General features: G+C 71.3%; 25 protein-coding genes. 13 read left to right on the forward strand and 12 right to left on the reverse strand.

Going from position 1 to position 26870, the window contains the following annotated elements; genetic code table 11:
- Positions 1–3: 3 nt before the first annotated feature.
- From BRESU_RS12095 to BRESU_RS12110, 4 genes are read left to right on the forward strand one after another with little or no spacing between them, the layout of a single operon-like run.
- A complete protein-coding gene (locus BRESU_RS12095) occupies positions 4–906 on the forward strand; it encodes a DUF58 domain-containing protein (protein WP_013269843.1) in 903 nt (300 codons plus the stop codon).
- Complete coding sequence (locus tag BRESU_RS12100; RefSeq protein WP_013269844.1) at positions 903–2057, forward strand: BatA domain-containing protein; 1155 nt, start codon at positions 903–905, stop codon at positions 2055–2057. Before BRESU_RS12095 ends, BRESU_RS12100 begins: the two co-directional genes overlap by 4 nt.
- The gene (locus tag BRESU_RS12105; RefSeq protein ID WP_013269845.1) at positions 2054–4225 is read left to right on the forward strand and encodes a DUF4175 family protein; all 2172 of its coding nucleotides are present in this window, start codon (positions 2054–2056) and stop codon (positions 4223–4225) included. The genes BRESU_RS12100 and BRESU_RS12105 overlap by 4 nt, the downstream gene beginning before the upstream one ends.
- The gene (locus BRESU_RS12110) at positions 4222–6060 is read left to right on the forward strand and encodes a hypothetical protein (protein WP_013269846.1); all 1839 of its coding nucleotides are present in this window, start codon (positions 4222–4224) and stop codon (positions 6058–6060) included. The genes BRESU_RS12105 and BRESU_RS12110 overlap by 4 nt, the downstream gene beginning before the upstream one ends.
- Here BRESU_RS12110 and BRESU_RS12115 read toward each other — a convergent pair.
- Positions 6057–7502 carry an amidase gene (locus BRESU_RS12115; RefSeq protein WP_013269847.1) on the reverse strand — a complete coding sequence of 482 codons (1446 nt, stop codon included), beginning with the start codon at positions 7500–7502 and terminating at the stop codon, positions 6057–6059. The two genes, BRESU_RS12110 and BRESU_RS12115, sit on opposite strands and share 4 nt — an antisense overlap.
- Before the next feature lie 131 nt (positions 7503–7633).
- On the opposite strand from BRESU_RS12115, the gene BRESU_RS12120 reads away from it, so the two are divergent.
- Positions 7634–8113, forward strand: coding sequence for a glycohydrolase toxin TNT-related protein (locus BRESU_RS12120; RefSeq protein WP_013269848.1), 480 nt, complete (start codon positions 7634–7636; stop codon positions 8111–8113).
- Positions 8110–8391 (forward strand): DUF7957 family protein, encoded by a 282-nt coding sequence (locus tag BRESU_RS12125; protein ID WP_013269849.1) that lies wholly within the window; start codon positions 8110–8112, stop codon positions 8389–8391. The genes BRESU_RS12120 and BRESU_RS12125 overlap by 4 nt, the downstream gene beginning before the upstream one ends.
- 45 nt (positions 8392–8436) lie before the next feature.
- Here BRESU_RS12125 and mntR read toward each other — a convergent pair whose 3' ends face one another.
- Positions 8437–8871 carry a manganese-binding transcriptional regulator MntR gene (mntR, locus tag BRESU_RS12130; RefSeq protein WP_041761589.1) on the reverse strand — a complete coding sequence of 145 codons (435 nt, stop codon included), beginning with the start codon at positions 8869–8871 and terminating at the stop codon, positions 8437–8439.
- A gap of 132 nt (positions 8872–9003) precedes the next feature.
- On the opposite strand from mntR, the gene BRESU_RS12135 reads away from it, so the two are divergent.
- Complete coding sequence (locus BRESU_RS12135; RefSeq protein WP_013269851.1) at positions 9004–9714, forward strand: hypothetical protein; 711 nt, start codon at positions 9004–9006, stop codon at positions 9712–9714.
- Here the strand turns inward: BRESU_RS12135 and gspD are convergent.
- The 5 genes from gspD to gspG are packed head-to-tail and all read right to left on the reverse strand — an operon-like array spanning position 9711 to position 14006.
- The gene (gspD, locus tag BRESU_RS12140; RefSeq protein ID WP_013269852.1) at positions 9711–11777 is read right to left on the reverse strand and encodes a type II secretion system secretin GspD; all 2067 of its coding nucleotides are present in this window, start codon (positions 11775–11777) and stop codon (positions 9711–9713) included. The genes BRESU_RS12135 and gspD overlap by 4 nt on opposite strands.
- 9 nt (positions 11778–11786) lie before the next feature.
- Positions 11787–12686 carry a type II secretion system protein N gene (locus tag BRESU_RS12145; protein WP_013269853.1) on the reverse strand — a complete coding sequence of 300 codons (900 nt, stop codon included), beginning with the start codon at positions 12684–12686 and terminating at the stop codon, positions 11787–11789.
- On the reverse strand, positions 12683–13051 hold the full coding sequence (gene gspI, locus BRESU_RS12150; protein WP_013269854.1) for a type II secretion system minor pseudopilin GspI: 369 nt from the start codon (positions 13049–13051) through the stop codon (positions 12683–12685). The genes BRESU_RS12145 and gspI overlap by 4 nt, the downstream gene beginning before the upstream one ends.
- Positions 13048–13542 carry a GspH/FimT family pseudopilin gene (locus BRESU_RS12155; RefSeq protein ID WP_013269855.1) on the reverse strand — a complete coding sequence of 165 codons (495 nt, stop codon included), beginning with the start codon at positions 13540–13542 and terminating at the stop codon, positions 13048–13050. Before BRESU_RS12155 ends, gspI begins: the two co-directional genes overlap by 4 nt.
- The gene (gspG, locus tag BRESU_RS12160; RefSeq protein WP_013269856.1) at positions 13542–14006 is read right to left on the reverse strand and encodes a type II secretion system major pseudopilin GspG; all 465 of its coding nucleotides are present in this window, start codon (positions 14004–14006) and stop codon (positions 13542–13544) included. Before gspG ends, BRESU_RS12155 begins: the two co-directional genes overlap by 1 nt.
- Positions 14007–14182: 176 nt before the next feature.
- Here gspG and gspL point away from each other — a divergent pair, with 176 nt between their 5' ends.
- The 4 genes from gspL to BRESU_RS12180 are packed head-to-tail and all read left to right on the forward strand — an operon-like array spanning position 14183 to position 18436.
- Positions 14183–15241 (forward strand): type II secretion system protein GspL, encoded by a 1059-nt coding sequence (gspL, locus tag BRESU_RS12165; protein ID WP_169308023.1) that lies wholly within the window; start codon positions 14183–14185, stop codon positions 15239–15241.
- On the forward strand, positions 15238–15729 hold the full coding sequence (gspM, locus tag BRESU_RS12170) for a type II secretion system protein GspM (protein ID WP_013269858.1): 492 nt from the start codon (positions 15238–15240) through the stop codon (positions 15727–15729). The genes gspL and gspM overlap by 4 nt, the downstream gene beginning before the upstream one ends.
- Positions 15726–17213: a type II secretion system ATPase GspE gene (gene gspE / locus BRESU_RS12175; protein ID WP_013269859.1), complete on the forward strand. Its 1488-nt coding sequence runs from the start codon at positions 15726–15728 to the stop codon at positions 17211–17213. Before gspM ends, gspE begins: the two co-directional genes overlap by 4 nt.
- Positions 17213–18436: a type II secretion system F family protein gene (locus BRESU_RS12180; RefSeq protein ID WP_013269860.1), complete on the forward strand. Its 1224-nt coding sequence runs from the start codon at positions 17213–17215 to the stop codon at positions 18434–18436. The genes gspE and BRESU_RS12180 overlap by 1 nt, the downstream gene beginning before the upstream one ends.
- Positions 18437–18446: 10 nt before the next feature.
- On the opposite strand, the gene BRESU_RS12185 is transcribed toward BRESU_RS12180, so the two are convergent.
- Positions 18447–19202 carry a hypothetical protein gene (locus tag BRESU_RS12185; RefSeq protein WP_013269861.1) on the reverse strand — a complete coding sequence of 252 codons (756 nt, stop codon included), beginning with the start codon at positions 19200–19202 and terminating at the stop codon, positions 18447–18449.
- Here BRESU_RS12185 and BRESU_RS17650 point away from each other — a divergent pair.
- Entirely contained in the window at positions 19148–19858 is a 711-nt protein-coding gene (locus tag BRESU_RS17650; protein WP_083777553.1) for a prepilin-type N-terminal cleavage/methylation domain-containing protein, read from the forward strand. The genes BRESU_RS12185 and BRESU_RS17650 overlap by 55 nt on opposite strands.
- 75 nt (positions 19859–19933) lie before the next feature.
- Here the strand turns inward: BRESU_RS17650 and BRESU_RS12195 are convergent, their stop codons facing one another.
- Positions 19934–22927, reverse strand: a complete 2994-nt coding sequence (locus BRESU_RS12195) for a TonB-dependent receptor (RefSeq protein WP_013269863.1) — start codon at positions 22925–22927, stop codon at positions 19934–19936.
- A 147-nt stretch (positions 22928–23074) separates the two neighbouring features.
- Here BRESU_RS12195 and BRESU_RS12200 point away from each other — a divergent pair, with 147 nt between their 5' ends.
- Positions 23075–24442: a pectate lyase family protein gene (locus BRESU_RS12200; RefSeq protein ID WP_013269864.1), complete on the forward strand. Its 1368-nt coding sequence runs from the start codon at positions 23075–23077 to the stop codon at positions 24440–24442.
- Here BRESU_RS12200 and BRESU_RS12205 read toward each other — a convergent pair.
- Genes BRESU_RS12205 through BRESU_RS12215 form a run of 3 tightly spaced genes read right to left on the reverse strand, consistent with a single transcriptional unit; the run spans position 24439 to position 26830 of the window.
- Positions 24439–24726, reverse strand: a complete 288-nt coding sequence (locus BRESU_RS12205) for a SemiSWEET family sugar transporter (RefSeq protein ID WP_013269865.1) — start codon at positions 24724–24726, stop codon at positions 24439–24441. The genes BRESU_RS12200 and BRESU_RS12205 overlap by 4 nt on opposite strands.
- On the reverse strand, positions 24723–25217 hold the full coding sequence (locus BRESU_RS12210) for a low affinity iron permease family protein (RefSeq protein WP_013269866.1): 495 nt from the start codon (positions 25215–25217) through the stop codon (positions 24723–24725). Before BRESU_RS12210 ends, BRESU_RS12205 begins: the two co-directional genes overlap by 4 nt.
- Before the next feature lie 50 nt (positions 25218–25267).
- A complete protein-coding gene (locus BRESU_RS12215; protein WP_013269867.1) occupies positions 25268–26830 on the reverse strand; it encodes an amidase in 1563 nt (520 codons plus the stop codon).
- Positions 26831–26870 lie beyond the last annotated feature (40 nt).

Raw genomic sequence — 26870 nt, forward strand, 5'->3', positions numbered from 1 at the left:
GCCATGTCGACCCCGGCCTTGTCGCCCCTGGACCTGCCACCCGAACTGCGCACGCGTCTTCGTGCCCTGTCCATCGTCCCGCGTCGCGCGGCGGCGCTGGCCAGCGCGGGCATGCACGACAGCCGCAACCGTGGCGGCGGCCTGGAGTTCGCCCAGTACCGCGCCTACGAGCGTGGCGACGACCTGCGCGCCATCGACTGGAAGCTGTACGCCCGGTCCGACAAATTCTTCGTCCGCGACGCCGAACGCGAGAGCCCCATCGCCGTCTGGTTCGTCCTCGACGCCAGCGCCTCGATGGGCCAGGCCGATCTGGCCCGACCCGGCTGGTCCCGCTTCGACGCGGCCCGGCGGCTGGTCGCCAGCCTGATCGAGATCGCCCTGTACCAGGGCGACCGGTTCGGCCTGATCGTCGAGGCGGCCGAGGGCCCCATCGTTATCGCGCCGGGCGGCGGCGGGCGTCACCGCGACCGGCTGCTGCTGTCTCTGGCCCCCCTCCAGCCGGGCGGCGTCGCGCGGTGGGAGCGTGACGTCCCGGTCTTCGGCGAACAGATGGGGCGCAACGACCTGATCCTGATCGTCAGCGACGGATTCGACGAAACCTGTGTCGCCACCGCCGAACGCCTGGCCGCGTCCGGCCGGGACGTCGCCCTGTTCCAGGTCCTGACCGCGGACGAGCGAGACTTCCCGTTCGCCCAGGCGTACCGCTTCCACGATCCCGAAACCGGGCAGGAGATCGTCGGAGACGGCCGCGCCCTGCGTCAGGACTACCTCACCCGGTTCGCCGCCGCCCGCGCCGCCCTGTCGGCCCGCCTCGAGGCCCGCGGCATCCGCCACGTCGCGCATTTCGCTGACGAGAGCGCCGACCTGCCGATCCGCACCCTGTTTCGAGCGGCGGGCCGCGCATGAGCCCGTCCCTGCTGGCCCCGCTCGGCCTGTTCGCCCTGCTGGCGCTGGCGATCCCGGTCATCCTCCACATCGCTCGCCGGACCGAGAACCGGACCATCGCCTTCGCCGCCCTGCGCTGGCTGGAGGCCCGCCCGAACCCCCGGCGCAGCGTGACCGTCGACGAGCGCTGGCTTCTGGTCCTCCGCCTCGCCCTGCTGGCCCTGCTGGCGCTCTGGCTGGCGCGGCCCGTGCTCTGGAACGCCACCGATGAACGCCCGGTCGTCGCGGTCGCGCCCGGCGTCGATGCGGCGACCCTCGCCGCCCTGACGGACGGCGGAGATCGCCGCGTCTGGCTGGCCCCCGGGTTCCCGGCCGTCGGCGGTCCCGCGCCTGGCCCTGGTCCAAACCTCGCCAGCCTGATCCGCCAGCTCGACACGGAGCTGTCGCCCGGAACGCCCCTCGCCCTCGTCGTGCCCGGCACCCTGACCGGCGTGGATGCCGAACGGCCCCGACTGTCGCGTCGCGTCGATTGGCGGGTCGGACCGGTAGCGACACGCGCCGCATCGCCCGCACAGACCCGGCCGCTGGCCCTTTCGGTCCGCTACGCACCCGAAGCCGAAGGGACCGTCCGCTATTTCCGCGCCGCCGCCACGGCCTGGACCATGGCCGGTGCCGACCCGGCGTTCGACGCCGCCACGACCGATCGTCCCGTGGCGCGAGATACGCGCGCCCTGGTCTGGCTGGCCGCGGGCTCCGTACCTGCTGGCGTCGTGGCCTGGGTCCGCGACGGAGGCACGATCCTGACCGCGCTGGACGCCGTGATCCCCGTCGAGGGCGAGACCACACCGGTCTGGCGAGACGCCACCGGAGCCCCGCTCGCCCTGGCCGGGGCCTTGGGCCGGGGGCGCGTCATCCGGTTGACCCGCGCGCTCGAACCGGCCGCCATTCCGGCCCTCGTCGAGGCCTCCTTCCCCGATGCCCTGATGACCATGCTGCGGCCCGCGCCGGCCCCGGCCCGTGTGGCGGCATCGGCCTTAGCGCCCCTGATCGGCGCGGCCCCCTACACACAGCCGCCCCTTGACCTCCGGCCCTGGCTGGCGCTGCTGATCGCCGCAGCCTTCGCCGCCGAGCGATGGATGGCGACCCGTCGGCAGAGAGCGGTCGCGCCATGACCGCCGTGCCCGTCCTTCTCGACCGGCAGCGCGACGCCCAGTGGCGGATGGTGGCCGACACCGTGGCCATCGGCCTGCCCGCCATCCTCGTGGCGTCCGCGCTGGGCTGGCGGCTGTTCGGCCTCGCGGGGCTTCTGGCGCTCGCGCTGGCCGGCCTGTGCGTCCTTGCGATCGTCTCCGTCAGGCGCGCGCGGCGGCTGGACCGTGACTGGCTGATCGGCGCTCTGGACGCGCGCCTGCCCCGGTTCGAGGACAGTTCGGCCCTCCTGTTTCGCGATCGCTCCGGCCTGTCGGGCCTCGTCGGCCTGCAACGCGCCCGCCTCGAGAGCCGCGTCGACGAGGCCCGCGCGGTCGATCTCCGCCCCGCCTGGTCCCGCCGCCCGATCGCGGTGAGCTGGGCCGCCAGCGTCGTCCTGACCGCGATCATCCTGCTGTGGCCCGCCCCCGGCACGACCGCCCGTCCGACGACCGGGGATCCGGCCGCGCCCGGCACCGCCGGCCCGCCCGCGATCACCGGCGTGCGCCTCCGGATCACGCCCCCCGCCTACACCGGCCTGCCCGTCCGCGAGCAGACGGCGCTGGACGCCAGCGTGCCCGAAGGCTCCCGTGTCGAGTGGCTCGTCGACTTCGCGCCGCAACCGACCACGGCCAGCGTCGATGTCCCGGACAGCCGTGCCACGCCGCTGGTGCGCGACGGTACCCGATGGACCGGCGCGCGGCTGATCGATCGGCCCACCCTGTACCGTCTCGCGGCCGAGGCGCTGCCGCGCCAGCGGCTTCACCGGCTCGACGCCGTCGCCGACGCCGTCCCCGTGGTCCAGCTGATCGAGCCGGATCGCCAGCTGTTGCTCGTGACCCCCGGACAGGCGCGCTGGAGCCCCGTCTTCGAGGTCAGCGACGATTACGGCGTGCTCGAAAGCGCCACCCTGAAGATCACCGTGACCAAGGGCGACGGCGAGAACATCACCTTCGAGCAACGATCGACATCGCTGAGCGGCACGGGCGAGGCCCGGCAGCGCCGCTTCTCCCCCACGCTCGACCTCGCCCGCGAAGGCATGGCTCCCGGCAGCGACCTGATCGTCCAGCTGATCGTCAGCGACAACCGCAGCCCCGAACGCCATGTGGTCGAGGGGCCCAGCGTGATCCTGCGCTGGCCGACGAATCTGGGTCTGGCCGATGGTCTGGACGGCATGGCCGCCCCCGTCCTGCCGGTCTATTTCGCCAGCCAGCGCCAGATCATCATCGACGCGGAGGCCCTGATCGCCGAACGGCCCCGGCTGGACCCGGCCCGGTTCGTCAGCCGCTCCGATGGGATCGGCAACGACCAGGCCCGGCTGCGCAACCGCTATGGCCAGTTCATGGGCGGCGAGAACGAGGCCGGTGGATCGGGGGGCGGCATCGCCCTGCCCACCAACGACGCCCCGCCGACGCCCGCGCTTCCGACCAATGACGCGCCCGCGCTCTCACGCTTCGAACGCCCGGAAGCCCACCCCGACCACGAGGGCCATCAGGAGGGCGACGCGGCCCCCGCCGTTTTCGGTGAGGCGGAAGATGTCCTGCACGAGTTCGGCCACGCCCACGACGAGGGCGACGCCGCCACCCTGTTCGACCCCGGCACCCGTTCGACGCTCAGCCAGGCGCTGGATGCGATGTGGAGCTCCGAACGCGCCCTGCGTCAGGGCAAGCCCGAAGACGCGCTTCCTTTCGCCAACATCGCTCTGGAACTGCTGAAACAGGCGCAGCAGGCGACGCGCATCTTCCTGCGCCGCACCGGCTCGGATCTGCCGCCTATCGACCTGTCGCGCCGCCTGACCGGCGACCGTGACGACATCGTCGCCGAGGAGGAAACGCCGCCCGTCCGGACGCCAGCCGACACCGTCGTCGCTGACGCCTGGCGCGCCCTGGATGAGCGTCCGAGCCCCGGCCGCGCCCCGCCCCTGGCGCTCGGCGCGCTGGATCGCTGGGTGCGCGAGAACCGCGGCCGCCTGTCCGATCCCCTCGCGCTCGGAGCCGCCATCGACACCGTCCGGAACGAGCCGGGCTGTCTGGACTGCCGCCGTCGCCTGCGGGCCCTGCTGTGGAGTGCGCTCGAGCGTCCGCCCGTCGTCGTGCGCCGGCGCGAGGCCCCCGGCACGCGCGGCCAGCGCTATCTGGATGCCCTGCGATGATGGCCGGAACGTTCGATGCCCGGCTGTGGGTCGCGCTGATCCTTCTCATCGCCGTGGCGACGGGTCTGATCCGGCTCTGGCTGTGGCAACGCGCGGCGGCGGTGGCGGACCGCGCGCCGGCATGGCGACTGCTGTTGCTCGCCGGGCTCCAGGTCATGGCCGCGGCCCTGCTCTGGTTCACCCTGTTTCCGCCCGCGGCCGTTCTGCGGTCCGGTACCCTGATCGTGGCGACCGCGGGATCACCCGCGACGATCGCTCAGGCCCCCGGCGACGTCCTGGTCGCCCTGCCCGAGGCGGGCGAGATCGCGGGGGCCGGGCGGATGCCGGACCTCGCCACCGCGCTGCGCCGTCATGCCTCGGCCAGCCGGATCCGGATCGAGGGACAGGGCCTCGTCCCCCGCGACCAGACCCCTTTGCCCCTGCCGGTCGACTTCGACCCGCCGCTCCTCCCCGGCGGCCTGATCGACGTCACCCTGCCGGATCCGGCGGCCCCCGGTGCCATTGTCCAGGCGGGCGGACAGGTCGGGACCCTGCCCGCCGGGACGGTCGAACTGGTCGATCCCGCCGACACCGTCGTCGATCGCGTCCGCGTGGTCGCGAACCAGCGGTTCGTCCTCTCCGCCAGCACCCGCGCACCCGGCCTCGCCCTGTTCGACCTGCGTGTGCGCGACGCTGCCGGACGGCTGGTGGAGCGGATCGCCGTTCCCGTGGAAACCCGCCCACAGACCCCGCCCCGTATCCGCGTCCTGGCCGGAGCGCCCGGCCCCGAAACCAAATACCTTCAGCGCTGGGCCCAGGATGCCGGCATCGATCTGGGCATCGACATCGACCTCGGAGCCGGCATCCAGTTGGGGGACGCGCCCCTGGCCCTGAACGCGACGGCGCTGGGCGCGATCGATCTGGTGGTCATCGACGACCGGCGTTGGGAGGCCCTCGGCGCAGGCGGGCGCGCGGCCCTGGCCGGCGCCGTTGATCGCGGCATGGGCCTTCTGCTGCGTCCGACGGGCGCGCTGTCGCCCGCGACCCGGCGAGACTGGGCGAACCTCGGCCTGACACTGACCGGCAGCGGCGAGGTCCTGCCGCTCCAGCTCGACCCACCGACCGCCGGACCGGCCACCCCGGAGACCCCCGAGCCGGAGCCGGACGCCCTGCCGGAGCTCGGCCGCCTCGACACGACGGCGACCGGCACCGATGCGGTCTCCATCATTCGTGACCCCGAAGGCACCCCGCTCGCCAGCTGGCGCGCGCGCGGCCGGGGCCGGGTCGGCGTGTGGACGGTGACCGACAGCTACGCCCTCGTCCTGACCGGCCGCCCGGATCGCTACGGAGAGCTGTGGAGCGCCCTGTTCTCCGACCTCGCCCGGGCCGGCGACGCCAGCCGCGCCACGGTGCCGGACATCCCGCGCGCCGGAACGCGCTTCGCCGTCTGCGGCCTCTCGGGGCAGGCCAGCGTGATCGGGCCGGACGGAACCGGGCAGCCGCTCCGCATCGACCCGGCGACCGGCGATCAGGCCTGCGCGGGCGTCTGGCCCGAGCGCAGCGGCTGGCATCTGGTGCGCGATGGCCGGGGACGCGAGACGAACGTCTTCGTCCAGCCCGCCGACGCGACCCCGTCTCTGGTCGCTGCCGCCCATCGATCCGCCACGCTCGCCCTGACCCACGCCGCGGCGCGGACGGCCGCGTCGGCCGCGTCCGTCCAGGCCGAAGGCTCGCCCTGGCCCTGGTTCATCGGCCTGCTGGCGACCCTGACCGGCCTGTGGGGACTGGAGCGCAACCGCACGACCGCCCTGCCGGGCTGGGTCCGACGCCTGCGACCCACAGGCCGTCAGGCCTAGGGCATCGGCGGCCGCGGCGGCCGGGGCGTGTGCTGCTCATAGGCATAACCCAGCGACAGGATCTTCGCGTCGTCCCACTGGCCGCCGATGAAGCTCAGCCCGACCGGCATGCCCCGGTCCAGGCCCATGGGCACGGTCAGGTGCGGATAGCCCGCCACGGCTGGCAGCCGGCTGGCCGACCCCTGCCCCCGGTCGTCGTCGTCGGGATCGTTGGTCCAGGCGCGCGAGGTGCTGGGCGCGATCAGGGCCACGACCGTGTTCTCGGCCATCATCCGGTCGATGCCTTCCGGCCCGGCCTGACGCAGGGCCGTGGCCCGCGCCTCCAGATAGGCCGGATCGTCCAGCCCCTTGGTCGCCTCGGCGGTGATGAACAGCTCCTGGCCGAACAGCACGGTCTCGCGCGGCTCGGCGTTGTTGAACGCGATCACGTCGGCCAGCGTCCGGGTCGGCACCTGCTGGGGATCGGTCGAGGCCAGATAGGTGTTCAGGTCCGCCTTCAGCTCGGTCATCAGGGTCATCAGCTCCCCCGCGCCGACGCCCGAGGTGTCCGGAGCGGTCGTGATCTCGACCAGTTCGGCCCCCTGCTCCCGCAGCGCCACCAGCGCCTGCTCGAAGGTCGCCTGCGCCTCGGCCGAATAGTTGCCGACCAGATAGCGCAGCACCCCCAGCCGTGCACCCTTCAGGGACCCGGCGTCGAGGGCGGCGCGGAAATCGGTCGTATGCGCATCGGCCTCGGCGGTCGCCGGATCGGCGGGATCGGACCCCGCCATCGCGGTGAGGACCGTAGCAGCCGTGGCCACGTCCATGGCGATGGGGCCGGCCGTGTCCTGCGAATGGCTGATCGGCACGATATGGGTCCGCGACACCAGACCGACCGTGGGCTTGAAGCCGACCACGCCGTTGACCGAGGCCGGGCAGGTGATCGATCCATCCGTCTCCGAACCGATCGCGGCCGGGGCCAGGCCGATCGCCACCGCCGCCGCCGATCCGGCCGACGATCCGCAGGGCGTCCGCTCGAAATCATAGGGATTGCGCGTCTGCCCGCCCACCGCGCTCCAGCCCGAGATCGAGGCGCTGGAGCGGATGTTGGCCCATTCCGACAGATTGGTCTTGCCCAGGATCACCGCGCCCGCCTCGCGCAGACGCGCCACCAGCGGCGCGTCCCGACCCGGCGCGTTGTTGGCCAGCGCCAGCGACCCGGCGGTCGTGGGCATGTCGCGCGTCTCGATATTGTCCTTCAACAGGATGGGCATGCCGGTGATGCCGTCCGCGGGCGTCCATTCGACCTGGCCGACCGCGGGGTTCCACAGGATCACGCTGTTGGCTGTCGCCTCGTCCCGGGCCGCGGCCGCCGAGCCCCAGCTCTGGGCCGCCGCGCCCGTCGCCACCGACAGCGCCAGCACCGAGGCCGAAACAGCCCACGCGATCTTCGTTCCGAACATGATGGATCCCCCGCGCACACCGCGCTGACAGCGACCCTAGCCCGACCGTCCGGGTTCTGAACAGGGCCGCTTGCCGCACCCTTGCCCGTCCGCCGAAGCGGTGTAGCTTCACCGTGGGGACGGAGGGGATCATGGCGCGGGGGAACGATCGAAAGGGCTGGCGGGCGGCGGTGTCACGCTGGCTGACCGGGCCGCTGATGCTGGTCTCGATCAGCCTGACGCTAGGACTTGCGGCGTGTGCCACGCCTGTGGGCCCCACCGTCGCACCACCGACCGCTTCGGTCATGGTCGAGGCCTGGATCGGGCCGGTGGAGGAGATCCGCACCGACCGGGTCATGACCTTCTACCGGGCCTATGGCGGCGGCGCGAACCGGCTGGGGTCCTGGCTGTCGCCGACCCCGCCGGCCTCGCGCCAGTCCGTCCGCGAGAGCCTCGCCCTGCCGCCCCAGAATACCGCCGAGTTCTATTCCGTGGTCACGGTCCCGGCCGGCACCCTGATGAAGGTCGGCACCGCCGCCCCTGCCTTCGACCAGCCCGGCGGGGGCCGGCAGGTGCAGCTGCTGGAGCTGATCCCGCCCGACAGCTTCTCCGACCCCATGCCCCTGCCATGAGCCGTCCCGAGGAAGCGGTCGTCATCGATCTGCCCGGCGGCGATCAACTGGTGCTCTACGCCTTCGCGGCCCATGCCGCCGACCGGGGCACGATCGTGCGGCGTCAGCCCGACCGCCGTCGCCGCTGGACCGCCAAACCGCCCGGGACCGACGGGCCGGACGCCTACGTTTCGCTGGACCACGACGCGACCGGCGTCTTCGCCGACACCTGGCAGGGCCTGCGGGTGCGGCTCGACCCCGACACCGGCGCGATCCTGGCGAGCACCTTCGTCAAATAGGCCCGGCGGCGCGGGACCCGGGCCGGACCGGCACAGGCATGGACATCAACCGCCCTTGCGCAGCCGCTCGGTCATCTTTTCGAACAGGGACAGGGTTTCGGGGCTGACATGGTGCTCGATGCCCTCGGCGTCAGCCTCGGCCGTCTCGCCGCTGACGCCGAGCGCCGTCAGGAACTCGTGCACGATCCGGTGGCGTTCGCGCGACGCTGACGCCATGGCCTCGCCCGCCTCGGTGAGGGAAATGGAGCGATAGGGTCGCGTTTCGACCAGTCCATCGCGCTGCAATCGCTGCAGGGCCTTGGCCGCCGTGGCCGGGGCCACGCCGAGACAGTCGGCCAGATCGGTCAGGCGGGCCGAGCCATGTTCCGCGATCAGGTCGCCGACCAGCTCGACATAGTCTTCCGCCACCTCGCTGGAGCGGGCGTCGCGCATCCGGCGAAAGGCGGCGGCGCGTCTGGCGGCACCGGGAACCTGGACCACGTGTGTCACTCCACAGGCGGCCGGGACCGCGAACCGCGACAGCTTTAGCCGATCCGGTCGAAATGCGAAGGCGTCGCCTTCATCGTCCTGTCTCATTCCCGCGTCAGGAGGGGTCATGGGACCAATCTCGCCATGCTGAGACGCACGCTCGCCGCCACGGCGTTCGGCCTGGCCTGTCTGGCGGGAACATCCACGTACGCCGCGCCCGTGATGCCCGCGCCGATCTCGTCCGCCGCCGAACCGGTGCAGTTCTACGTCTTCCGCTTCACCGACACTCCCGTCGCCGAGGCAGCGCAGGATGTGATCGGATCGGCGCTCGGCTACGACCTGACGGTCGACCCTGCGGCCGAGGGCGTGGTCACCTTTTCCGCCGACGGACTCTATTCCGGCCCCGCCCTGCTGCAGGATTTCGGCAGCGCCCTGCTGGATCAGGACATCGCCCTGATCCAGACCGGCCCCGGGGCCTATGCCATCGTTCCCCGCGCCAATGTGCCGATGCTGATGGCGCGCGGTGGCGTCCTGATGACCCTGCCCTCGCCCGCAGCCCCCGTCGCACCGGCCCGCGTCGTGGCCGAGCCGGTGCCGGCCGCCGTCTATGGCCGGGACCGCTGGTGGGATGGGGCCCTCGGCGCCCTCCTGCTGTTCGCGGCCGGCGCCGTCGCGGGCGGGGCAGCCCTGTTCGGGGGCCAGACCGTCTATCGGCACGCCGAGACGCGGGCCCGACTGGCCTCGCCCCTGCTTCGCCTGACGGACCAGCGATCAGCCCCCACCCCGAGACTCGAGGCCGGCGAGGGCGATCCGGACCTGGTCATTCCCCGCTTCGAAACGCGGGCCGACCGCTAGAAGACGTCGTCGACCTCGGGCGGCAGCCGGGGATCGCGGGCGATTGGCGGCGGCCGGGTCGGGTCGATCCGCACGGGCTCGTTGGCCCGCAGCCGGTCGAAGCTTTCGCGCGCCGAGGCCGCGACGTCGTCGTCGGTGCGCAGGATCGTCGGCTTCAGGAAAATGAACAGCGTCCGGCGTGTCTGGCTGTCCCGGCGCGAGCGGAAGGCGTTGCCCACCACCGGCAGGCTGCTCAGGCCCGGCACGCGGCTGTTGTTCGACATCCGGTCATCGGTGACCAGTCCGCCCAGCACGATCGTCTCGCCGTCGTTGGCCAGGACCGAGGTCTGGATGCTGCGCCGGTTGGTGATCAGATCGGCCGCCCCGGTGATGTTGGTCGTCACCAGTGACGACACCTCCTGGCTGACGTCCAGCTTGACCACGTCGCCCTCATGCACGCGCGGAATGACCCGCAGCGTCAGGCCGACGTCCTCGCGGCTGATGGTGGTGAAGGGATTGGTCGAGTTGCCGTCGGTGGCGAAACTGCCGGTCCGGAACGGCACGTTCTGGCCGACCACGATCTCGGCCGGCTGGTTGTCCAGCACGGTCACGCTGGGCGACGACAACAGATTCGCCGCGCTGTTGGTGCCGAGCGCCTGCAGCAGCAGGCCGAACTCGCCTTCGGAGCCCGCCGCCAGCGACAGCCCCTGTCCCAGCAGGCGCCCCGCCGGATAGCCGAGCGCACTGAGCACGGTTCCCAGGTCGGACCCGCCGTTCGAGAAACTGGTCCCGCCGATCACGCCGTCGTCCGGCACCGCCCCGCCGAGGCCCAGTTGCACGCCGATCTGCTCGCCCAGCTCGCCGGTGATCTCGACGATGGCGACCTCGATCTTCACCTGGGCGCGGCGCAGGTCCAGCTGGCTGATCAGGTCCTGCAGCATCTCCACGGTCGCCGGCGGGCCGCGCATGACCACGGCGTTCAGCTCGGGCGAGGCCTGGACCGTGACCCCTTCCAGGGTGAAGCTGGCGGCGGGGCTCCTCGGCGCGGACGACGGCAGCGACGTGGCCGCGCCCTCGCCCGACGACGAGATCGCGCTGGCCGCCTGTGCCGCGACATCGCGGTTGTTGGCGCTCAGGCTCGCCAGCCCGGTATCCTGACGCAGCGAGCGGGCGACCGGATTGGTCGCCGACGGCTCGCCGCCCAGCAGGCCGCGCACGATCTCGGTGATGGATTCCGCGTCGGAGTTTCTCAGGCGCACGACCCGCGTCACGGGCGTGGCTCCGCCCGGCGTATCCAGCGCGGCCACGATCGACCGGGCCTGGGCCAGATCCGCCGCATCGCCGCGGATCAGCAGCACATTGGACCGCTCGTCCGCCGTCACGCGCGGCCCGCCGGCATCCGATCCCAGCAGGGCCCCGACCGACGTGGCCACCTCGCCCGCATTGGCGTAGCGCAGGGCGATGCTCTCGAAGCTGGACCCGCCGCCGCTGTCCAGCGTGGAGGCCAGCTGCTGAACGCGCCGGATGTTCTCGGCATAGTCGGTGACGACCACGCCGTTCGGCTCGGTGATCGGCTCGATCGCCCCGAACGACGAGACCAGCGGTCGCAGCGCCCGGACCGCCTGGTCGCTGGGCAGGTTTCGCAGGCGGATCAGCCGGGTGATGATCTGCTGGTTCGACACGGCCGCGCCCGTCTCGGACGCCCCGCTCTGCACCACCGTGGCCTGGGGCACGATGCGCCAGACGTTGCCGCTGCGCACGGCGGCGAAGCCCGAGGTCCGCAGGACCGACAGGAACAGTTCCCACACCCCGTTGCGGCTCAGGGGCTCGGCCGAGACGACATTGACCTGACCCTGGACCTGGGGGTCAAGAACCAGGGTCCGGCCGGTGATGCGCGACACCTGTTCGGCGACATCCTTGATGTCCGCCCCGCGCATGTTGATGACCACGTCCTGCATGGCGACCGGCGGCGGCGCGCCGGTCTGCCCCCCCGTCGTGGCGGCCATCGAGACGGGGGCCACGGGTCCGGCGACCATGGTCAGGGCCAGGAAGCTCGTGGTGGACAGGCGGAGTAACTTGGTCACGCCGGGCTCCTAGCGAAGGGGAAAGTTGAGGGTCAGGCGACGACCGCCGCGGACGACGACGACGCTCGCCTGACCGGCCTCGCGCGCGCGGTTGATCAGCGTCTGGTCGTTGGCGGCATCGCCGACGGGCTGGCCGTTCAGGGTCTCGATCACGTCGCCGGGCTGCAGACCGAACCGGCGCAGTTCGGCCGAGGGATTGGCGCCGATGCGGTAGCCCTGGGCGCTGGCCGTGGCCCCCAGCGCGGCGGCGGTCTGGCCCACATTGGGCGCAGGCGCGCTGGCGGCGGGCGCGCGCGGCGCAGCGGCACTGGCTGCCGCCGCGGCTGATGCGATCGGCGACGCACTGGCCAGCACGGCCTGGGCCTGGGGCGACAGCGGGGTCGGGCCGACTGGCGCGACCGTGATCCCGGCCCCGGGCGCCGGAGCCCCCTCCACCGGCGCGGCCAGGACCGCCACGGGGAAGTCCAGACGTTCGCGGGTCTCCCCGACCTTCAGGATCACATGGTCGACGCCGATGGCCTCGATCACGGCATTCCCGGTAGGCGACTGGCCGACGCCATAGATGGCCGCCGGTCCGTCCCCGAGCGCGATCAGGGCCGTCGAGGCGCCGGGCGGGAACGCCATCAGGACGCCCTTCAGCACCAGCCCCAGGCTGGAGGCCGGCAGGCCGCCGACGAGGGTCGCGCCGCCCCCGAACGGGGCCAGGCCGACGATCCGCGCGACGTCGTTGTCCGCCCCGCCCGCCTGTGCCCCCAGGGGCGGCAGGGTCTCGGCCACGGCCACCTCGGATCGCCCGTCGTCCCAGCCGGTCAGCCGCCAGGTCAGGCCGGCCAGGGCCATGGCCAGCGATCCCACGACCACGACACTGACGACCCTCAGCGCGATCTCGTCCCTGCGTTCGGGGCTCATGACGCCAGTCCCGACAGGCGATCCACGAAGCCGGACAGCCGCACCATGTCCTGCGACGTGCCGGCGGGCCCCACCGCGACGTCGACCGCCACCAGATCGGGATCGTCCGTGGCCCGGCGCGCCACGCGCACCGCCCAGTCGCGATCCATCATCCGCACCGTGGACACGTCGGGCGATACCGCGGTGCCTTCCAGATTCAGCTCGACCAGACGGTTCTCGGCCACCCACTGGGCGACGACCCGCTGTTCCAGCCCGCGCACGCCGTCCACATGGCTCTGGGTCGCCCGGGTCAGGCCCACGGTCGCGATGGCCAGGATGAACAGCGCCACCAGCGCCTCCATCAGGGAATAGCCGTCCCGTCTCATGCCGCCGCGTCCGCCGCCACCGGCGTCGCCACCGCGTTCAGTCCGTCGAATTCCACACGCCAGCGCCGGTCGCCCTTGGCCAGGCCGAACGCCGCCACGGGCTGGGCTCCATCGGGATCGATCGTCACGGGCGAAGTTACGCCCAGACCGATCATCCGGACGCCGTCCGGCAGCGCGTGCCGCTCGGCCAGGGCGTCGACGACCCGGTCCGCCTGGCCCTCGTCCCGCACGAATCCATAGCCTTCCGCATCGAAGGCGAGCTGCAGCGGCCGCCGCGTCGTCAGCACCTCGTCGGACGCCAGCCGCAGCCGGTCGGCGAGCCGGTTGGCCTCGCTCTCGACGCCCAGCCCCCGGTCCCCCAGGCCCACGCCCAGCGTGACCACGCCCGCCATCACGCCGACGATGGCCAGCACGACCAGGATCTCGACCAGCGTCATCCCCGACCGGTGCGTCTTGCGTGCACGCCCGATGTGTCCCCCGACACGGCTCATCAGCGCGTCTTGTCGCTCAGGTCGGCGTCGAGGGCCTCGCCGCCCTCCTTGCCGTCCTTGCCGTAGGACAGCAGGTCATAGGCACCGCCCGTGCCCGGGCTTCGATAGATGTAGGCCTTGCCCCAGGGATCGGTCGGGACCTCCGGCAGGTAGCCGTCGGCCGCGTAGGACAGCGGCTCGGGCGGCGCGGTCGGGCGCGTCACCAGCGCCTGCAGCCCTTGATCCGTGGTCGGATAGTCGCCGTTGTCGAGCCGGTAGACCCGCAGGGCCGTGGCGATCGTCTTCAGGTCCGTCTTGGCCACGGTCACACGCGCCTGGTCCGGGCGGCCGATCACATTGGGCACGATCAGGACGGCCACGACCGCGATGATGGCCAGCACCACGATCATCTCGACCAGCGTCAGTCCAGCGCGATGCGAGCGGGCTCGGCGGGCTGTATTGTGACGCTTCGGCAAAGTCATCATGACACTTTTTCTCTTAAGCGCAGGCAGTGGCGACAGGCGGTTTTTGGCTGCTATAGACCGGGGTGCGCCTTGCAGCCACGCCATTCTACAGAGTTCCCCCGATGCTCGGTCGACCCGTCCGTTCGAACCTTCCGAGTCGAGGCTTATGGCGCATTGTCGATGACAGAATCTTGGCAGTGGACAGAACTTATTCCGGACCCACCACGGTTCTGGTGCCGTCCGAAGACGTCCTGACCGTCGCCGTCGACCTGCCCTTCGCCACCCGAGCCCAGCGCCTGTCCGCCCTGCCGTTCGCGCTGGAAGACGCCGTCGCCGAACCGCTGGCGACCCTGCATTTCGCGCTCGGCACCGAGGTCGCGCCGCGCCGCCATATCGCCGGCGTCGTCCGCCACGCCCGGATACAGGGCTGGATCGCCCTGCTGACCGAGGCCGACCTCGACCCCGCCATCCTGATGCCGGACGCCCTGACCCTGCCGATGCCGCCCCAGGGCGTCTGGGTCGTCCGTGTCGAGGGCGGGCGCTGCCTCGTGCGGACCGACACCGGGGCCGGCTTCGCCCTGCCCCTGTCGGCCCTGGACGGGGCCTGGACCGCCGCCGGTCGGCCGCGCCTGATTCCGCTCGGCGACGCCCTGCCCGCCACCTTCGCCGAGGCGGTCGGGTCGGAGACCCTCCACCTCGGAACCATGGGCGAACCGGTCGTCGTCCTGCCGCCCCTGGACCTTCGCCAGGGCCCCTATGCCGCCACCCGCGCGACGTCGGCCTCGGCCCTCCGGACCCTGGCGCTCGTCGCCGGCGTCGGCGTCGTCGCCCACATCGCCCTGCTCGGCCTCGACACCTTCCTGCTCGACCGCATGGCCGACCGGAAGGAGGCCGAAGCGCGCACCGTTCTGCAGGCCGTCGCGCCCGCGACCACCCCCGACGAGGACATCGTCGCCGCCGCCGACCGCATCGTGCCCGGCGCGGGGTCCGGCGTCCGGCCCTTCACCCGCCTGCTGGCCCAGACGTCCGGTGCCCTGCCCGGGGCCGGGGCCGTGGCCTTCAACAGCGCCACCTACGCCCCCGGCAGCCTCGACATGGGCGTGGTGGTCTCCGACGCCGCCACCCTGGACCGCGCGGTCCAGGCGCTGACCGCCTCGGGCCTGACCGCCAGCGGCGCGCCGTCCGGCGTCGACGCCTCGTCCGCCACCAACGGCCTGAACGCGACCCTGAAGGTCACGACGGGAGCCGCCGGATGAAGGCCCCCGTCCTCCCGAATCGCGCCTCGCCCGCGCTCGACGCCGCCACCGCCTGGTACGCCGGCCGGTCCCGCCGCGAGCAGGTGCTGCTCGCCGTGCTGGGCGGCTTCCTGACCGTCGCCGTCCTGTGGCTGGGGATCCTGCAGCCCCTGCTGGACGCCCGCGCCACCGCCATCGGCCGCATCGCCGCCTATGAAACCGTCATGGTCCGGGTCCGCACCGCGGGGCCCGTCGGGGCCACCGCCGCCGGCCTGTCCGGCCCGCTGGAAACCGCCATCCCCGCCCAGGCCGCCACCTTCGGCATCATCCCCGCCAGCGTGACGCCCGACGGCGACGCCGCCACGGTGACGGTGACCGAGGCCCGCTACGACAGCGTCGTGCCGTGGCTCGCCGGTCTCGAAGCCTCGGGGGCCACCCTGTCGTCCGTCCGCATCGACCGGGGCAGCCAGCCGGGCGTCGTCAACGTATCTGTGCGCGTCCAGCCATGAGCCTCGCCGAAGACACCGCCGCCGCCCCCGCCACCCTCGCCTACGGCTTCGCCCGGCGGCGCGGAGCCATGATCCTGCGGGGCGGCGATCGGCCCGTCTGCCTGCACCGCCGCAGCGCCACGCTCGAGACCCTGCTGGAGGTCCGCCGCGTCAACGGTGGGGACATCGCCTTCGAGGCCGTGGACGACGACCGCTTCGACGCCGTCCTGCGCGAACAGACCGGCAGCGAGGCCGCCCCCGCGGCCGACTATGCCGCCTCGGAGGACGATCTGGCCGCCCTGGCCGAGGACGCCGCCGCCGTCGACGATCTGCTCGACAGCCGGGACGACGCCCCCGTGGTGCGCCTGATCAACGCCCTCCTGCTCCAGGCCATCCGCGACGGCGCCTCCGACATCCATATCGAGGCCGAGGAAAAGCGGCTGATCGTGCGCTTCCGCATCGACGGCGTCCTGCGCGAGGTGCTCGAGCCCGCCCGCGCCCTGGCTCCCCTGCTGGTCAGCCGCATCAAGGTCATGGCCCGCCTCGACATCGCCGAGAAGCGCGTCCCCCACGACGGCCGCGTCACCCTGCGCATCGGCGGTCTGGACGTCGACGTCCGCGTCTCGACCATCCCGTCCCAGCACGGCGAGCGGGTGGTGCTGCGCCTGCTCGACCGCGGCTCGACCAGTCTGGATCTCGCCCAGCTGGGCATGAGCGACCGCGACCTCGACACCTTCGAGCGGATGATCACCCGTCCGCACGGGGTGATCCTGGTCACCGGCCCGACCGGCTCGGGCAAGACCACCACCCTCTATTCGGCCCTGACCCGCCTGAACGACCGCCGCCGCAACATCATGACGGTCGAGGATCCGATCGAATACGCGCTGGATGGCATCGGCCAGATGCAGGTCAACGCCCGCATCGACCTCACCTTCGCCCGGGGCCTCCGCGCCATCCTGCGCCAGGACCCCGACGTCATCATGGTCGGCGAGATCCGGGACCACGAGACCGCCGAGGTCGCCGTCCGCGCCTCCATGACCGGTCACCTGATGCTGTCGACCCTGCACACCAATACGGCCGTCGGCAGCGTCACCCGGCTGATCGACATGGGCGTCGAACGCTATCTGCTGGCCCCCATGCTGTCGGGCCTGATCGCCCAGCGTCTGGTCCGCCGCCTCTGCCCCCACTGCAAGGCCCCCTCCGAGGCCACCCAGGCCGACAGCGAGATGACCGGCGGCGTGGTCCCGGTCGGCGCCCGCATCTTCCGCCCCGTCGGCTGCCCCGAATGCCGGGGCGAGGGCTACAAGGGTCGGCTGGGCGTCTATGAGGTCATCGAGATCGACGGCGAGATGCAGCAGGCCATCCATGACGGCGCGGCCGAGGCCGATCTGATCCGTCTGGCCCGCCAGCGCGGTCCCGGCCTGCTTGAGGACGGCGCCGCCAAGGCCCTCGACGGCGAGACCTCGGTCCAGGAAGTCGCCCGCGTGGTCCGGGAAGACGTCTGATGCCGGTCTATGCCTTCCAGGCGGTCGATGCCGAGGGCAAGGCCCACAGGGGCACGATCGAGGCCGCCTCGGATGTCGGCGCGCGCCAGCTGGTTCGCGACCGGGGCCTTCTGCCCACGGGGGTCGCCCTGGCCGGGGAACGCCGCAAGACGGACCTGTCCAAGGGCATCGTCATCTTCCAGCGGGGCATCAGTTCAAAGACCCTGTCAGCCGTCACCCGCCAGCTCTCGACCCTGATCGGTTCGGACATCCGCATCGAGGAGGCGCTGCGCATCGCCGCCCAGCAGACCGAGGGCCAGCCGATCGGCGTGGTGCTGACCGACGTCCGCGCCGCCATCCTGGAGGGCCGCAGCTTCGCCTCGGCCCTGGCCCGCCATCCCAAGGTCTTCCCCGAATTCTACCGCGCCTCGATCGCGGCGGGCGAACAGTCAGGCAAGCTGGCGACCGTCCTGGCCCACCTGACCGAGTTCGTCGGCAATCAGGAGAAGGCCCGCCGCAAGGTCCAGCTGGCCCTGCTCTACCCCGCCCTGCTGGCGGTCGTGTCGCTGCTGATGATCACCCTGATGATGGTCTATGTGGTGCCCGACATCGTGAAGGTGTTCGTCTCGCGCGGGGCCGAGCTGCCCTTCCTGACCCGCGCCCTGATCGCCCTGTCGGCCTTCGTCCAGGCCTTCGGCCTCTATGTGCTGATCGCCCTCGCCGTGGCCGGTCTCGCCTGGAACCGCTGGCTCGCCGTCCCGGCCAACAGCCGCCGCTTCGCCGAATTCCTGCTGAAGACCCCGCCCTTCCGCAGCTTCGTCCAGCATCTGAACGCGGCGCGGTTCGCGGGCTCGCTGGCGACTCTCGTCCGCTCCGACGTGCCACTGGTGGAGGCGCTGCAGGCCTCGGCCGCCGTCACCCCCAACCGCTACGCCCGCGAGCGCGCCTTCCTGGTCGCCGCCCGGGTGCGCGAAGGGGCCTCCCTGCGTCGGGCCATGGCGGAGGCTGATGTCTTTCCGCCCCTGCTGCTGGCCATCGTCGCCGCGGGCGAACAGTCGGGCAAGCTGGGCCACGGTCTGGAACGCGCGGCGCAGGATCTGGAGCAGGAGCTGGACAGCCTGGTCCAGGCCCTGGTGTCGCTGGTCGAACCCGGCGTCCTGCTGGTGATGGGCGGCATCGTGCTGCTGATGGTATTGGCCATCCTGATGCCGATCGTGAACCTCAACAACCTCGCCGGGCTGTGATCCGGAGCCGCTACAGCGTCGTGTCGATCGACATGGGCGCGCCGATCCCCGGCAGAAGTCCGACCCCGCCCGGCTCGACCGAGGCCGTCAGCGTGCCGTCCGCCTGGACCCGCGCCCTGAGTACCGGCTCGGTCCCGCCCGCCCGCGTGAAGACCACGTTCGATGCGCCCTCTTCCGCGCTCACCGTCCCGGTCAGGGCGGCGATCGGCGTCGCCGCGCCACCCGTCGCCGCGCACTCGCCCGGCCCGCTGAGGATCCGGCCGGCACCGGCCGGTGCCCCCTTCAGCGCTAGGCTTTCGACCTCCAGCCGCATGACGGGCGAACAGGCGAAGGGCAGACCCGGAGCCACGGCGTTCAGCATCCGCATCGACATCGTCCCCTCCAGATCGCGGATCAGAACGCGGCCCGGCCGCACCAGAACCTGCGTCGAGGCCTCGGTCTCCGGTCCGCGCAATGTGATCCGCTCGGCCGCCGACAGATGCAGGATCGAGGCGAAGGGCATCAGCGTCCATCCCGCGCCGAACCCGCCGGGCAGGGCGCGTTCGCCGGCCCAGACCGTGCCCACCGCCTGCCGCTCGCCGTTCGAGGATCGCGCCACGACGATCTCGGACGGGGCCATGGCGATCAGGCCCAGCGCATATGCCCCGACCGCCACGCCGGCCAGCACCACGCGCCAGCGGGTGACCCGGACCGTCAGGCGCTCGAACTGAAATGCGCCCCCTGCCCGGCCGTCATCGCCATCGCGTGTTCTCCAGACCTTCATCATGGGGCGTTCTCCGGCGTTCGTCGCCGCTTAGCACGAAGCGGGCACGGTCGCGCCAGGGTTTCACCCTCGTCGAGGTGCTGATCGCCATGGCGCTCTTCGCCCTGATCGGCATCGCCGGTTTCACCCTGCTGGACGGCGTCCTGCGCACCCAGGGCGCGACCGAGACCCGGCTGTCGCGCCTCGCCGAGATCCAGCGCGCCATGCTGGTGATCTCCACCGACCTCGACCAGGTCGCCAACTCCCTGGGCGGTTCCGGAGCGGCCCTGTCGCTGCAGAAGACCGACCTGTCGGGCGGCGTCGTCAACGTTCAGTACGACCTGACCGGCGATCGCCTGACCCGCACCCTGTCCGGCGCGTCCGGGTCCCGGACCCAGATCCTGCTAGAGAACGTCGCCTCCGTGCGCTGGACCTTCCATCGTCGGCGCGGCGACTGGCTGGACACCTGGCCCCAGCCTGTGACCGCCACGCCCGCCCCGCTCGCCCCGCCCGGCCCGACGACGCCGCCCTCGACCGTGTCGCAGGGCATCACCGCCATCGGCCTCGATATCGTCATGGCCGGTCTCGACGGACGTCCCGGCGCCACCTTGCGCCGCGTCGTCTCGGTGCCTCTGATGGAAGACGCCGCGTCTGCCCCGACGGTACCGGCCCAGCCCTGAACACAGGCCAAAAAAGAGGCCGGAGACGATCGCTCGTCCCCGGCCCAGGCATACGTTCAGGAGAGAACGATCCGTCTAGAAGGCGTAGCGCGCCCCGAAATAGTACTGGCGACCCGTATGGTTGTAGACCGAGGTCGACTGGCGATTGTCGTCGCCGACGTACTGGTGATTGTCCTCGTCGGTCAGGTTCAGACCTTCGAACGTCAGGGTGATCTGATCGGTCAGCTTGAACGAGGACGACACGTCGATGTTGAGCGTCTCGATCTTGCCCTCGACCAGATTGCCGTTCCGCCCCGGAACGTTCTGCAGATATTCGTCGCGATAGGCCGCCGAGATCCGCGCCGAGAAGCGGTCGTCGTCATAGTACAGCGTGCCGTTGTAGGCGGCCGGCGACAGGTTGATCAGGTCGTTGGTGACGAAGGTCGAGCACACCGCGTCGTTGCAATAGTCGATCTCGCTCTCGACGTGGGTGTAGTTCGCCTGCACGCCCAGATACTGCAGGAAGCCCGGCAGGAAGGTGAACGGCTGCTGGTAGCTGATCTCGAAGCCCTTCAGCGGCCCGCCTTCGGTGTTCACCGCGCTGGTCAGCTGGAACACGGTCGAACCCGAGCAGGTGGTGGTGCAGAACGCGGGATCGAACGCCGTCGGGTTCAGCGCCGTCAGGGCCGTATAGGGCAGGTCCTGGCGGATGATCTGGATGTAGGTGTCGATGTCCTTGTAGAAATAGGCGAACGAAATCAGCGCTTCGTCCGTGAAGTACCATTCCACGCTCAGGTCGTAGGTCTTGGCGCGGAAGGGCTCCAGATCGACGTTGCCGATGCTGGCGGTGAAGTTGGTCGCGGTCGACAGCGACGTGGTCGGCACCAGATAGTTGGTCCCGGCCAGGGTGTTGCCGATCTGCGGCCGCGCCATGACCTTGGCCGCCGCGAAGCGCACGATCAGGTCCTGCGCCGGCTCGATCGCCAGGTTCAGGGAGGGCAGCGTGTCCTCATAGGTGTTGGTGCCGCTGACCCGCGTCCCGCCCCCGGTGGAGGAGAAGCCCCGGGCATCCAGCTCGGTCCGCACCTGACGGACGCCGAAGTTGCCCCGGAACGGGACCCCCATCAACTCGGTGTTGAAGTCCGCCTGCGCATAGTAGGCGAAATCGTCTTCCCGGATCGTCCGGTTGCCGCCGCGCGCATTGCCGTTGGTCACGCCGGTCAGGGTGAAGTCCCCGCCCGCCACCCCGGTGTTGCAGTTGCAGTAGATGTTGAACAGGCTGGCCAGCGCGTTCAGGTCCGGACGCAGCCAGGACGTCGCATTGCCCGTGCCGCCGAGATCGTTGCCGAACCCGGTCAGGACGTTGGAAATGTTCGCCACGGTCGTGCCCGCCGGCAGGGCGGGAACGAGGGTCTCGTCCGTGCGCCGGAACTCATAGGAATCCGACTGGAACGACTTGCCGTTGACCCCGACCTTCAGCGTCAGCCAGTCGCGGACATCCCACTCCAGATCGCCGCTGATGGATTCGAAGGTGGTCGTCACGCCATTGGGGCGCAGCCGGATTTCGGAGCGCGGCAGGGTCGCCAGGGTCGTGCCCAGCGTGACGTCCCGCCATTGCCAGTTGGCCGGGCTGGCGACGTCGAACCCGTAGTTGAGGGTCGGCGTGTTCGGGTTGCCCCGGAAGTCGAAGCTGTAGCCCTGGATGTTCTGGCGATCGAGCGTGACCGTCGTCTGCACCGGGTTGGTGTATTCCGACAGCGCGCGACCGATGAAGAACTTGCCGCGCACCGTGTCCGAGAAGTCGTGTTCGGCGGTGAAGTTCACCTGGGTGAATTCGGTCGTCAGCTCGTCGAACCGCTGCTCCGAGCGGACGTCGACGTTGTCGAACACGCCATAGACCAGGGCCCCGTTCTCGACCGCAGCCTCGCGCACGGCGATCTGGGTCTGGCCGCCGGCGGCGGCGTTCCGGCTGAACGACAGCGACTCCAGGAAGTCTTCCTGACGGGTGGAGTCCAGCTTGGAATACAGGACATCCAGGCTCAGCACCGTCGCGTCGTCCGGCTTGAACTGGAAGGCCCCCGTGACGCCCAGGCGTTCCTGGTGGTGGGTCAGCCGGCCGTAGCGCGGCAGGCGCGGAATGAAGACGTTGGCCTGGTTGGCCGTGTTGTAGGCGGCGACGTTGGACGCCGTATTGGCCGGGCGCGCGACGCCGACGGCGCAGTTCGCGGCGGACGAGCCGTTGGCGGTGCTGTTGCCGGGGTTCTGGGGCGTGACGCCGACCGGGCTGCAGAAGCCGCCCGAGTTGGTCGAACCGGGGGCCGCGGCCGGGGCCCAGCGGACCGAGCTGAAGCCCTCCTCCCACAGGTCGCGCTCGGAATAGGCGGCCGAGATCAGCGCCCCGAACCGGCCGTCACCCCAGATGTTGGACAGCAGAACGGCCGCGCGCGGGTTGGTCGTTTCGGACAGATCGTTGTAACCGCCCTGTGCCGACGCCGCGAAGGTGAAGCCCTCGTCGTAGTCGAACGGACGCACCGCCTGCAGGTCGATGGTGGCGCCCAGCGAGCCTTCTTCGGTCTCTGCCGCGGCCGTCTTGCGCACCGTGATCGAGTTGAACAGCTCGGAGGCGAAGACGTTGAAGTCGAAGCCGCGCCCGCGGTTGGCCCCGCCCGAGGAGTCCGATCCGCCGGTGGTGGCCTGGGCCTCCATGCCGTTGATGCGCGTGCGGGTGAAGTCCGAGCTCAGGCCCCGCACCGTCAGGGAGCGGCCCTCGCCGGCGTCGCGGTCCAGCGAGACGCCCGGGATCCGCTGGATGGATTCGGCCAGGTTCAGGTCGGGGAAGTCGGCGATGTCCTCGGCGACGATGACGTCGACCACGCCCGCCTCGCGGCGCTTGATCCCGAGGGCGGCGTCCAGACTGGCGCGGAACCCGGTGACGACGATCTCGTCGACCTGGGTCTCCTCATCCTGGGCCGGGGCCGTCTGGGCCGAGGCCGCGCCGACGCTCAGCGTCAGGGCGATGGCCAGGGCCGAAGTGCCGGCCACGAGGCCGTTTCGATAGGCGCGCGTGCGCCCTCCAGGTGCGTAAAACATAATGCCTCCTCCCAAGGTCAATGTGGTCGCCGACGCTTTCGCCGGTCTGTCTTTTGATGTCGCCACTGTCTTGCCAGCGCGATTGACACCGGTATCATTTGCGCGCGAAACGCGTCGTGACACCGGTATCAATGCGAGCCTAACCCCATGATGCACATTCTTGCAAGCCGTATCCTGTCGGCCGGTCTGGGCATCGCCGCCGTGTCGGGCATGGCCGCCTGCGCCCACGCACGTCCCTCCCCGCTGCCGGAAGACGCCGGCGTCGTGGCCTTTCCCGGCGCTGAAGGCGCGGGTCGGGTATCGCTGGGTGGGCGCGGCGGGATAGTCGTGCGCGTCACCAATCTCGACGATTCGGGACCCGGCAGCCTGCGCGCCGCGGTGGAGACCGAGGGCCCGCGCACGGTCGTCTTCGACATCGGCGGCACCATCCACCTGCTGACGCCCCTGCGCATCCGCGAGCCGCGCCTCACCCTCGCGGGCCAGACCGCGCCGGGCGGCGGCATCACCCTGCGCGGCCAGCCGCTGCTGATCTCGGCCGACGACGTCGTCGTCCGCTATATCCGTTCACGCCTCGGCGACGCCGACCGGGTCGAGACCGACGCCGTCACCATCGACCGGGGCAGTCGCATCATCCTCGACCACGTCTCGGCCTCCTGGTCGGTGGACGAGACCCTTTCGATCGGCAGCCGGGACCGCGTGATCGACGCCGTCACCGTCCAGTGGTCGATCATCGCCGAGAGCCTGAACCTGTCGGCCCATTCCAAGGGCGACCACGGCTACGGCTCGCTGGTGCGCGGCAATCGCGGGGCTCACTTCACCTTCCACCACAACCTGTGGGCCAGCCACCGGGCGCGCATGCCCCGCCCCGGCAACTATCTGACCCCCGACGTCGACCCCGTCGGCCCCCGGTTCGAGTTCACCAACAACGTCTTCTACAACTGGGGCCAGGGCCACGCGGGCTACAACTCCGACAGGGACCCGGCGACCGTCTCGACCTATGCCTTCGTCGCCAACGCCTACCGCCGGGGCCCGGACTCGACCGGGGCGGTCATCTTCGAGGAAGAGAGCACCGCCGCCCACGCCTGGTTCGACGCCAACAGCATCGGCGGCGTCGTCCCTTCCGATCCCTGGGCGCCCGTCACCGGCGACGACACCCCCGGCTACCGGTTGGCCGCCCTGCCCGACTGGGCCACCCCCGCCACCGAAACCGCCGAACAGGCCTGGGCGTCTGTCCTCGCCTCCGCCGGAGCCTCCCGGGTCCGCGACGCCGTCGACACCCGCGTGGTCGCGGGCGTGGCCGCCGGCACGGGCCGCATCATCAACAGCCAGACCGACGTCGGCGGCTGGCCCGACCTCGCCCCCGGCACCCCCTGGATCGACACGGACGGCGACGGCATGCCCGACGACTGGGAGGCCGACCACGGCCACGACGCGCGCGTCGCCGACGGCGCGGCCGACCGCGACGGCGACGGGTACACGAACCTCGAGGACTGGCTGAACAGCCTGGCGGGCTAGCGCCCGGCCGCTTCCGGATCCCCGTCCCGGAACCGCCACTTCATGCCCAGCACACCCGCGGCCATCAGCAGGGCGCAGGCATTGGCGATCGTCACCGGCCAGGCCTCGGTCAGGACGCCATAGACCACCCACAGGATGAAACAGGTCACCGTCAGCGCATAGGTCCGCAGCGACACCGACGAGGCGTCCCGCTCCTTCCAGATCTTGATCATCTGCGGCGCGAAGCTGGTGATCGAGCACAGGGCCGCGGCGGTGCCGAAGGCGGTGGCGATCCAGTCGCTCATGTCGAGGCCTTGCGACGCGCGCGGGCGGCGGGCTTGCGTTCGGCGGCGGGGGTCGCCGCCCTCGGCTGGGCCGCCTCCACGTCCTCGGCCCGGACGGCGGGCCGGCCCTTGATGGCCCGCGCGGGCTTGCCGGCATGGACTTCCTGGGCCCGGTGCTCGACCTCCTCCAGGATCTTGTCCAGCTCGCGCTCGGTCAGATGCTCGATGCCGATGAACCGCGCATCGGCCCGCTTCACCGCATAGACCAGCTCGTCCAGCTTGGCCTGCATGGCCGCCCCGTCGCGGTTCTGGGTGTTCTGGATCAGGAACACCATCAGGAAGGTGATGATGGTCGTGCCGGTGTTGATGACCAGCTGCCAGGTCTCGCTGAAGCCGAAGATCGGCCCGGTCACCGCCCAGAGCAGCACGATCATCAGACAGGCGATGAAGGTCCACGGCTTGCCCGCGATCTTGGCGGTCAGGGTGGCGAACCGGATGAACAGTCTTTCCATGGCGTCCCAACTGTACCGCTTGGCGAAGGTTCCTGGGTCGCCGTCCCGACTTAGCGGACGTGGGGGGCCAGCAGCGGCGCCAGGTCCGGCAGGTCGTCGGCCGACCGCGCGAAGGTCGGTGGCCGGATCGCCCGGGTCGCCTGCTCATAGGCATAGCCCAGCGACAGGATCCGCGCGTCGTCCCACTTCGTCCCGATAAAGCTGATCCCGACCGGCAGGCCCTGAACGAAGCCCATCGGCACGGTCAGGTGTGGATAGCCCGCCACCGCCGGCAGGGTTGAGGCCGCGCCCAGATAGTGGTCGCCGTTGACCGCGTCGATCGACCAGGCCGGCCCCACCGTCGGCGCGACCAGGGCGACCACATTGTTCTCGGCCAGCATCCGGTCGATGCCCTCGACGCCCGCCAGCCGCAGCGAGGTCTCGCGCGCGGCGATGTATTCGGGCGTCTCCAGCCCCGTCGTCGCCTCGGCCAGCACGAACGTCTCCTGCCCGAACAGCCCCATCTCGCGCGGCGTTGCCGCGTTGAAGGCGATGACGTCGGCCAGCGTCCGCGTCTTCACCTGGCCGGCGTCGGTCGAGGCCAGATAGGCGTTCAGGTCAGCCTTCAGCTCATAGTGCAGCACCGTCGTCTCGGCCGCCCCGATGGCCTCCATGTCGGGCCCTTCGGTGATCTCGACCAGCACCGCGCCCGCGTCGCGCAGCGCCTGCAGGTTCTCTTCGAACACCCGGTCCGTCCCGGCTGAATAGCCCGTCAGGAACCGCGCCACCCCGATCCGGGTCCCGCGCAGCGAGCCGGCGTCCAGCGCCGCCCGGAAATCGACCTTGCGCGCATCCGCCTCAGCCGTCGCGGGGTCGGCCGGGTCGGTCCCCGCGATGACCGACAGCACGATGGCCGCGTCCTCGACCGAGCGGGTCATCGGCCCGGCGGTGTCCTGCGAATGGCTGATCGGCACGATATGGGTCCGCGACACCATCCCGACCGTGGGCTTGAAGCCGACGATGCCGTTGATGGCCGCCGGACATACGATCGACCCGTCCGTCTCCGTCCCGATGGCCGCCGGCGCCAGCCCCGCCGCCACCGCCGCGCCGCTGCCCGACGACGAGCCGCAGGTGTTGCGATCCAGCACGTGCGGATTGCGTGTCTGTCCCCCGACCCCGCTCCATCCGGAGACGGAGGCCGACGAGCGGATGTTGGCCCATTCCGACAGATTGGTCTTGCCGAGGATCACGGCCCCGGCCGCGCGCAGGCGGGCGACCAGCGGCGCGTCCCGCCCGGGGGCGTTGTCGAGCAGCGCCAGAGACCCGGCCGTGGTCGGCATATCGCGCGTTTCGATGTTGTCCTTCAGCAGGATGGGCAGGCCGGTGATGCCATCGGCCGAGGTCCAATTGGTTTCGCCCGCGTCCTCGACCCAGGCCACGACGCTGTTGATCGTCTCGCGATCCCGCTGCGCCCACTGCAAGCCGTATCCCTCGGGCTGCGACTGGGCCTGGGCGACGCCGCCCGAGATCAGGGCCGCCAGCACGGTCACGACGCTCACCCCCTTCCGTGCACCCCGGCGAAGGCCGGGGTCCAGATCGCGGGCCCGGTGCTGGCCGAAGAGGGACATCGTCATGGCGTCAAACATCCGGTCTGGATCTGCATCCCGGCCTGCG

Origin of the sequence: Brevundimonas subvibrioides ATCC 15264, assembly GCF_000144605.1 — a bacterium.
GTDB lineage: Bacteria > Pseudomonadota > Alphaproteobacteria > Caulobacterales > Caulobacteraceae > Brevundimonas > Brevundimonas subvibrioides.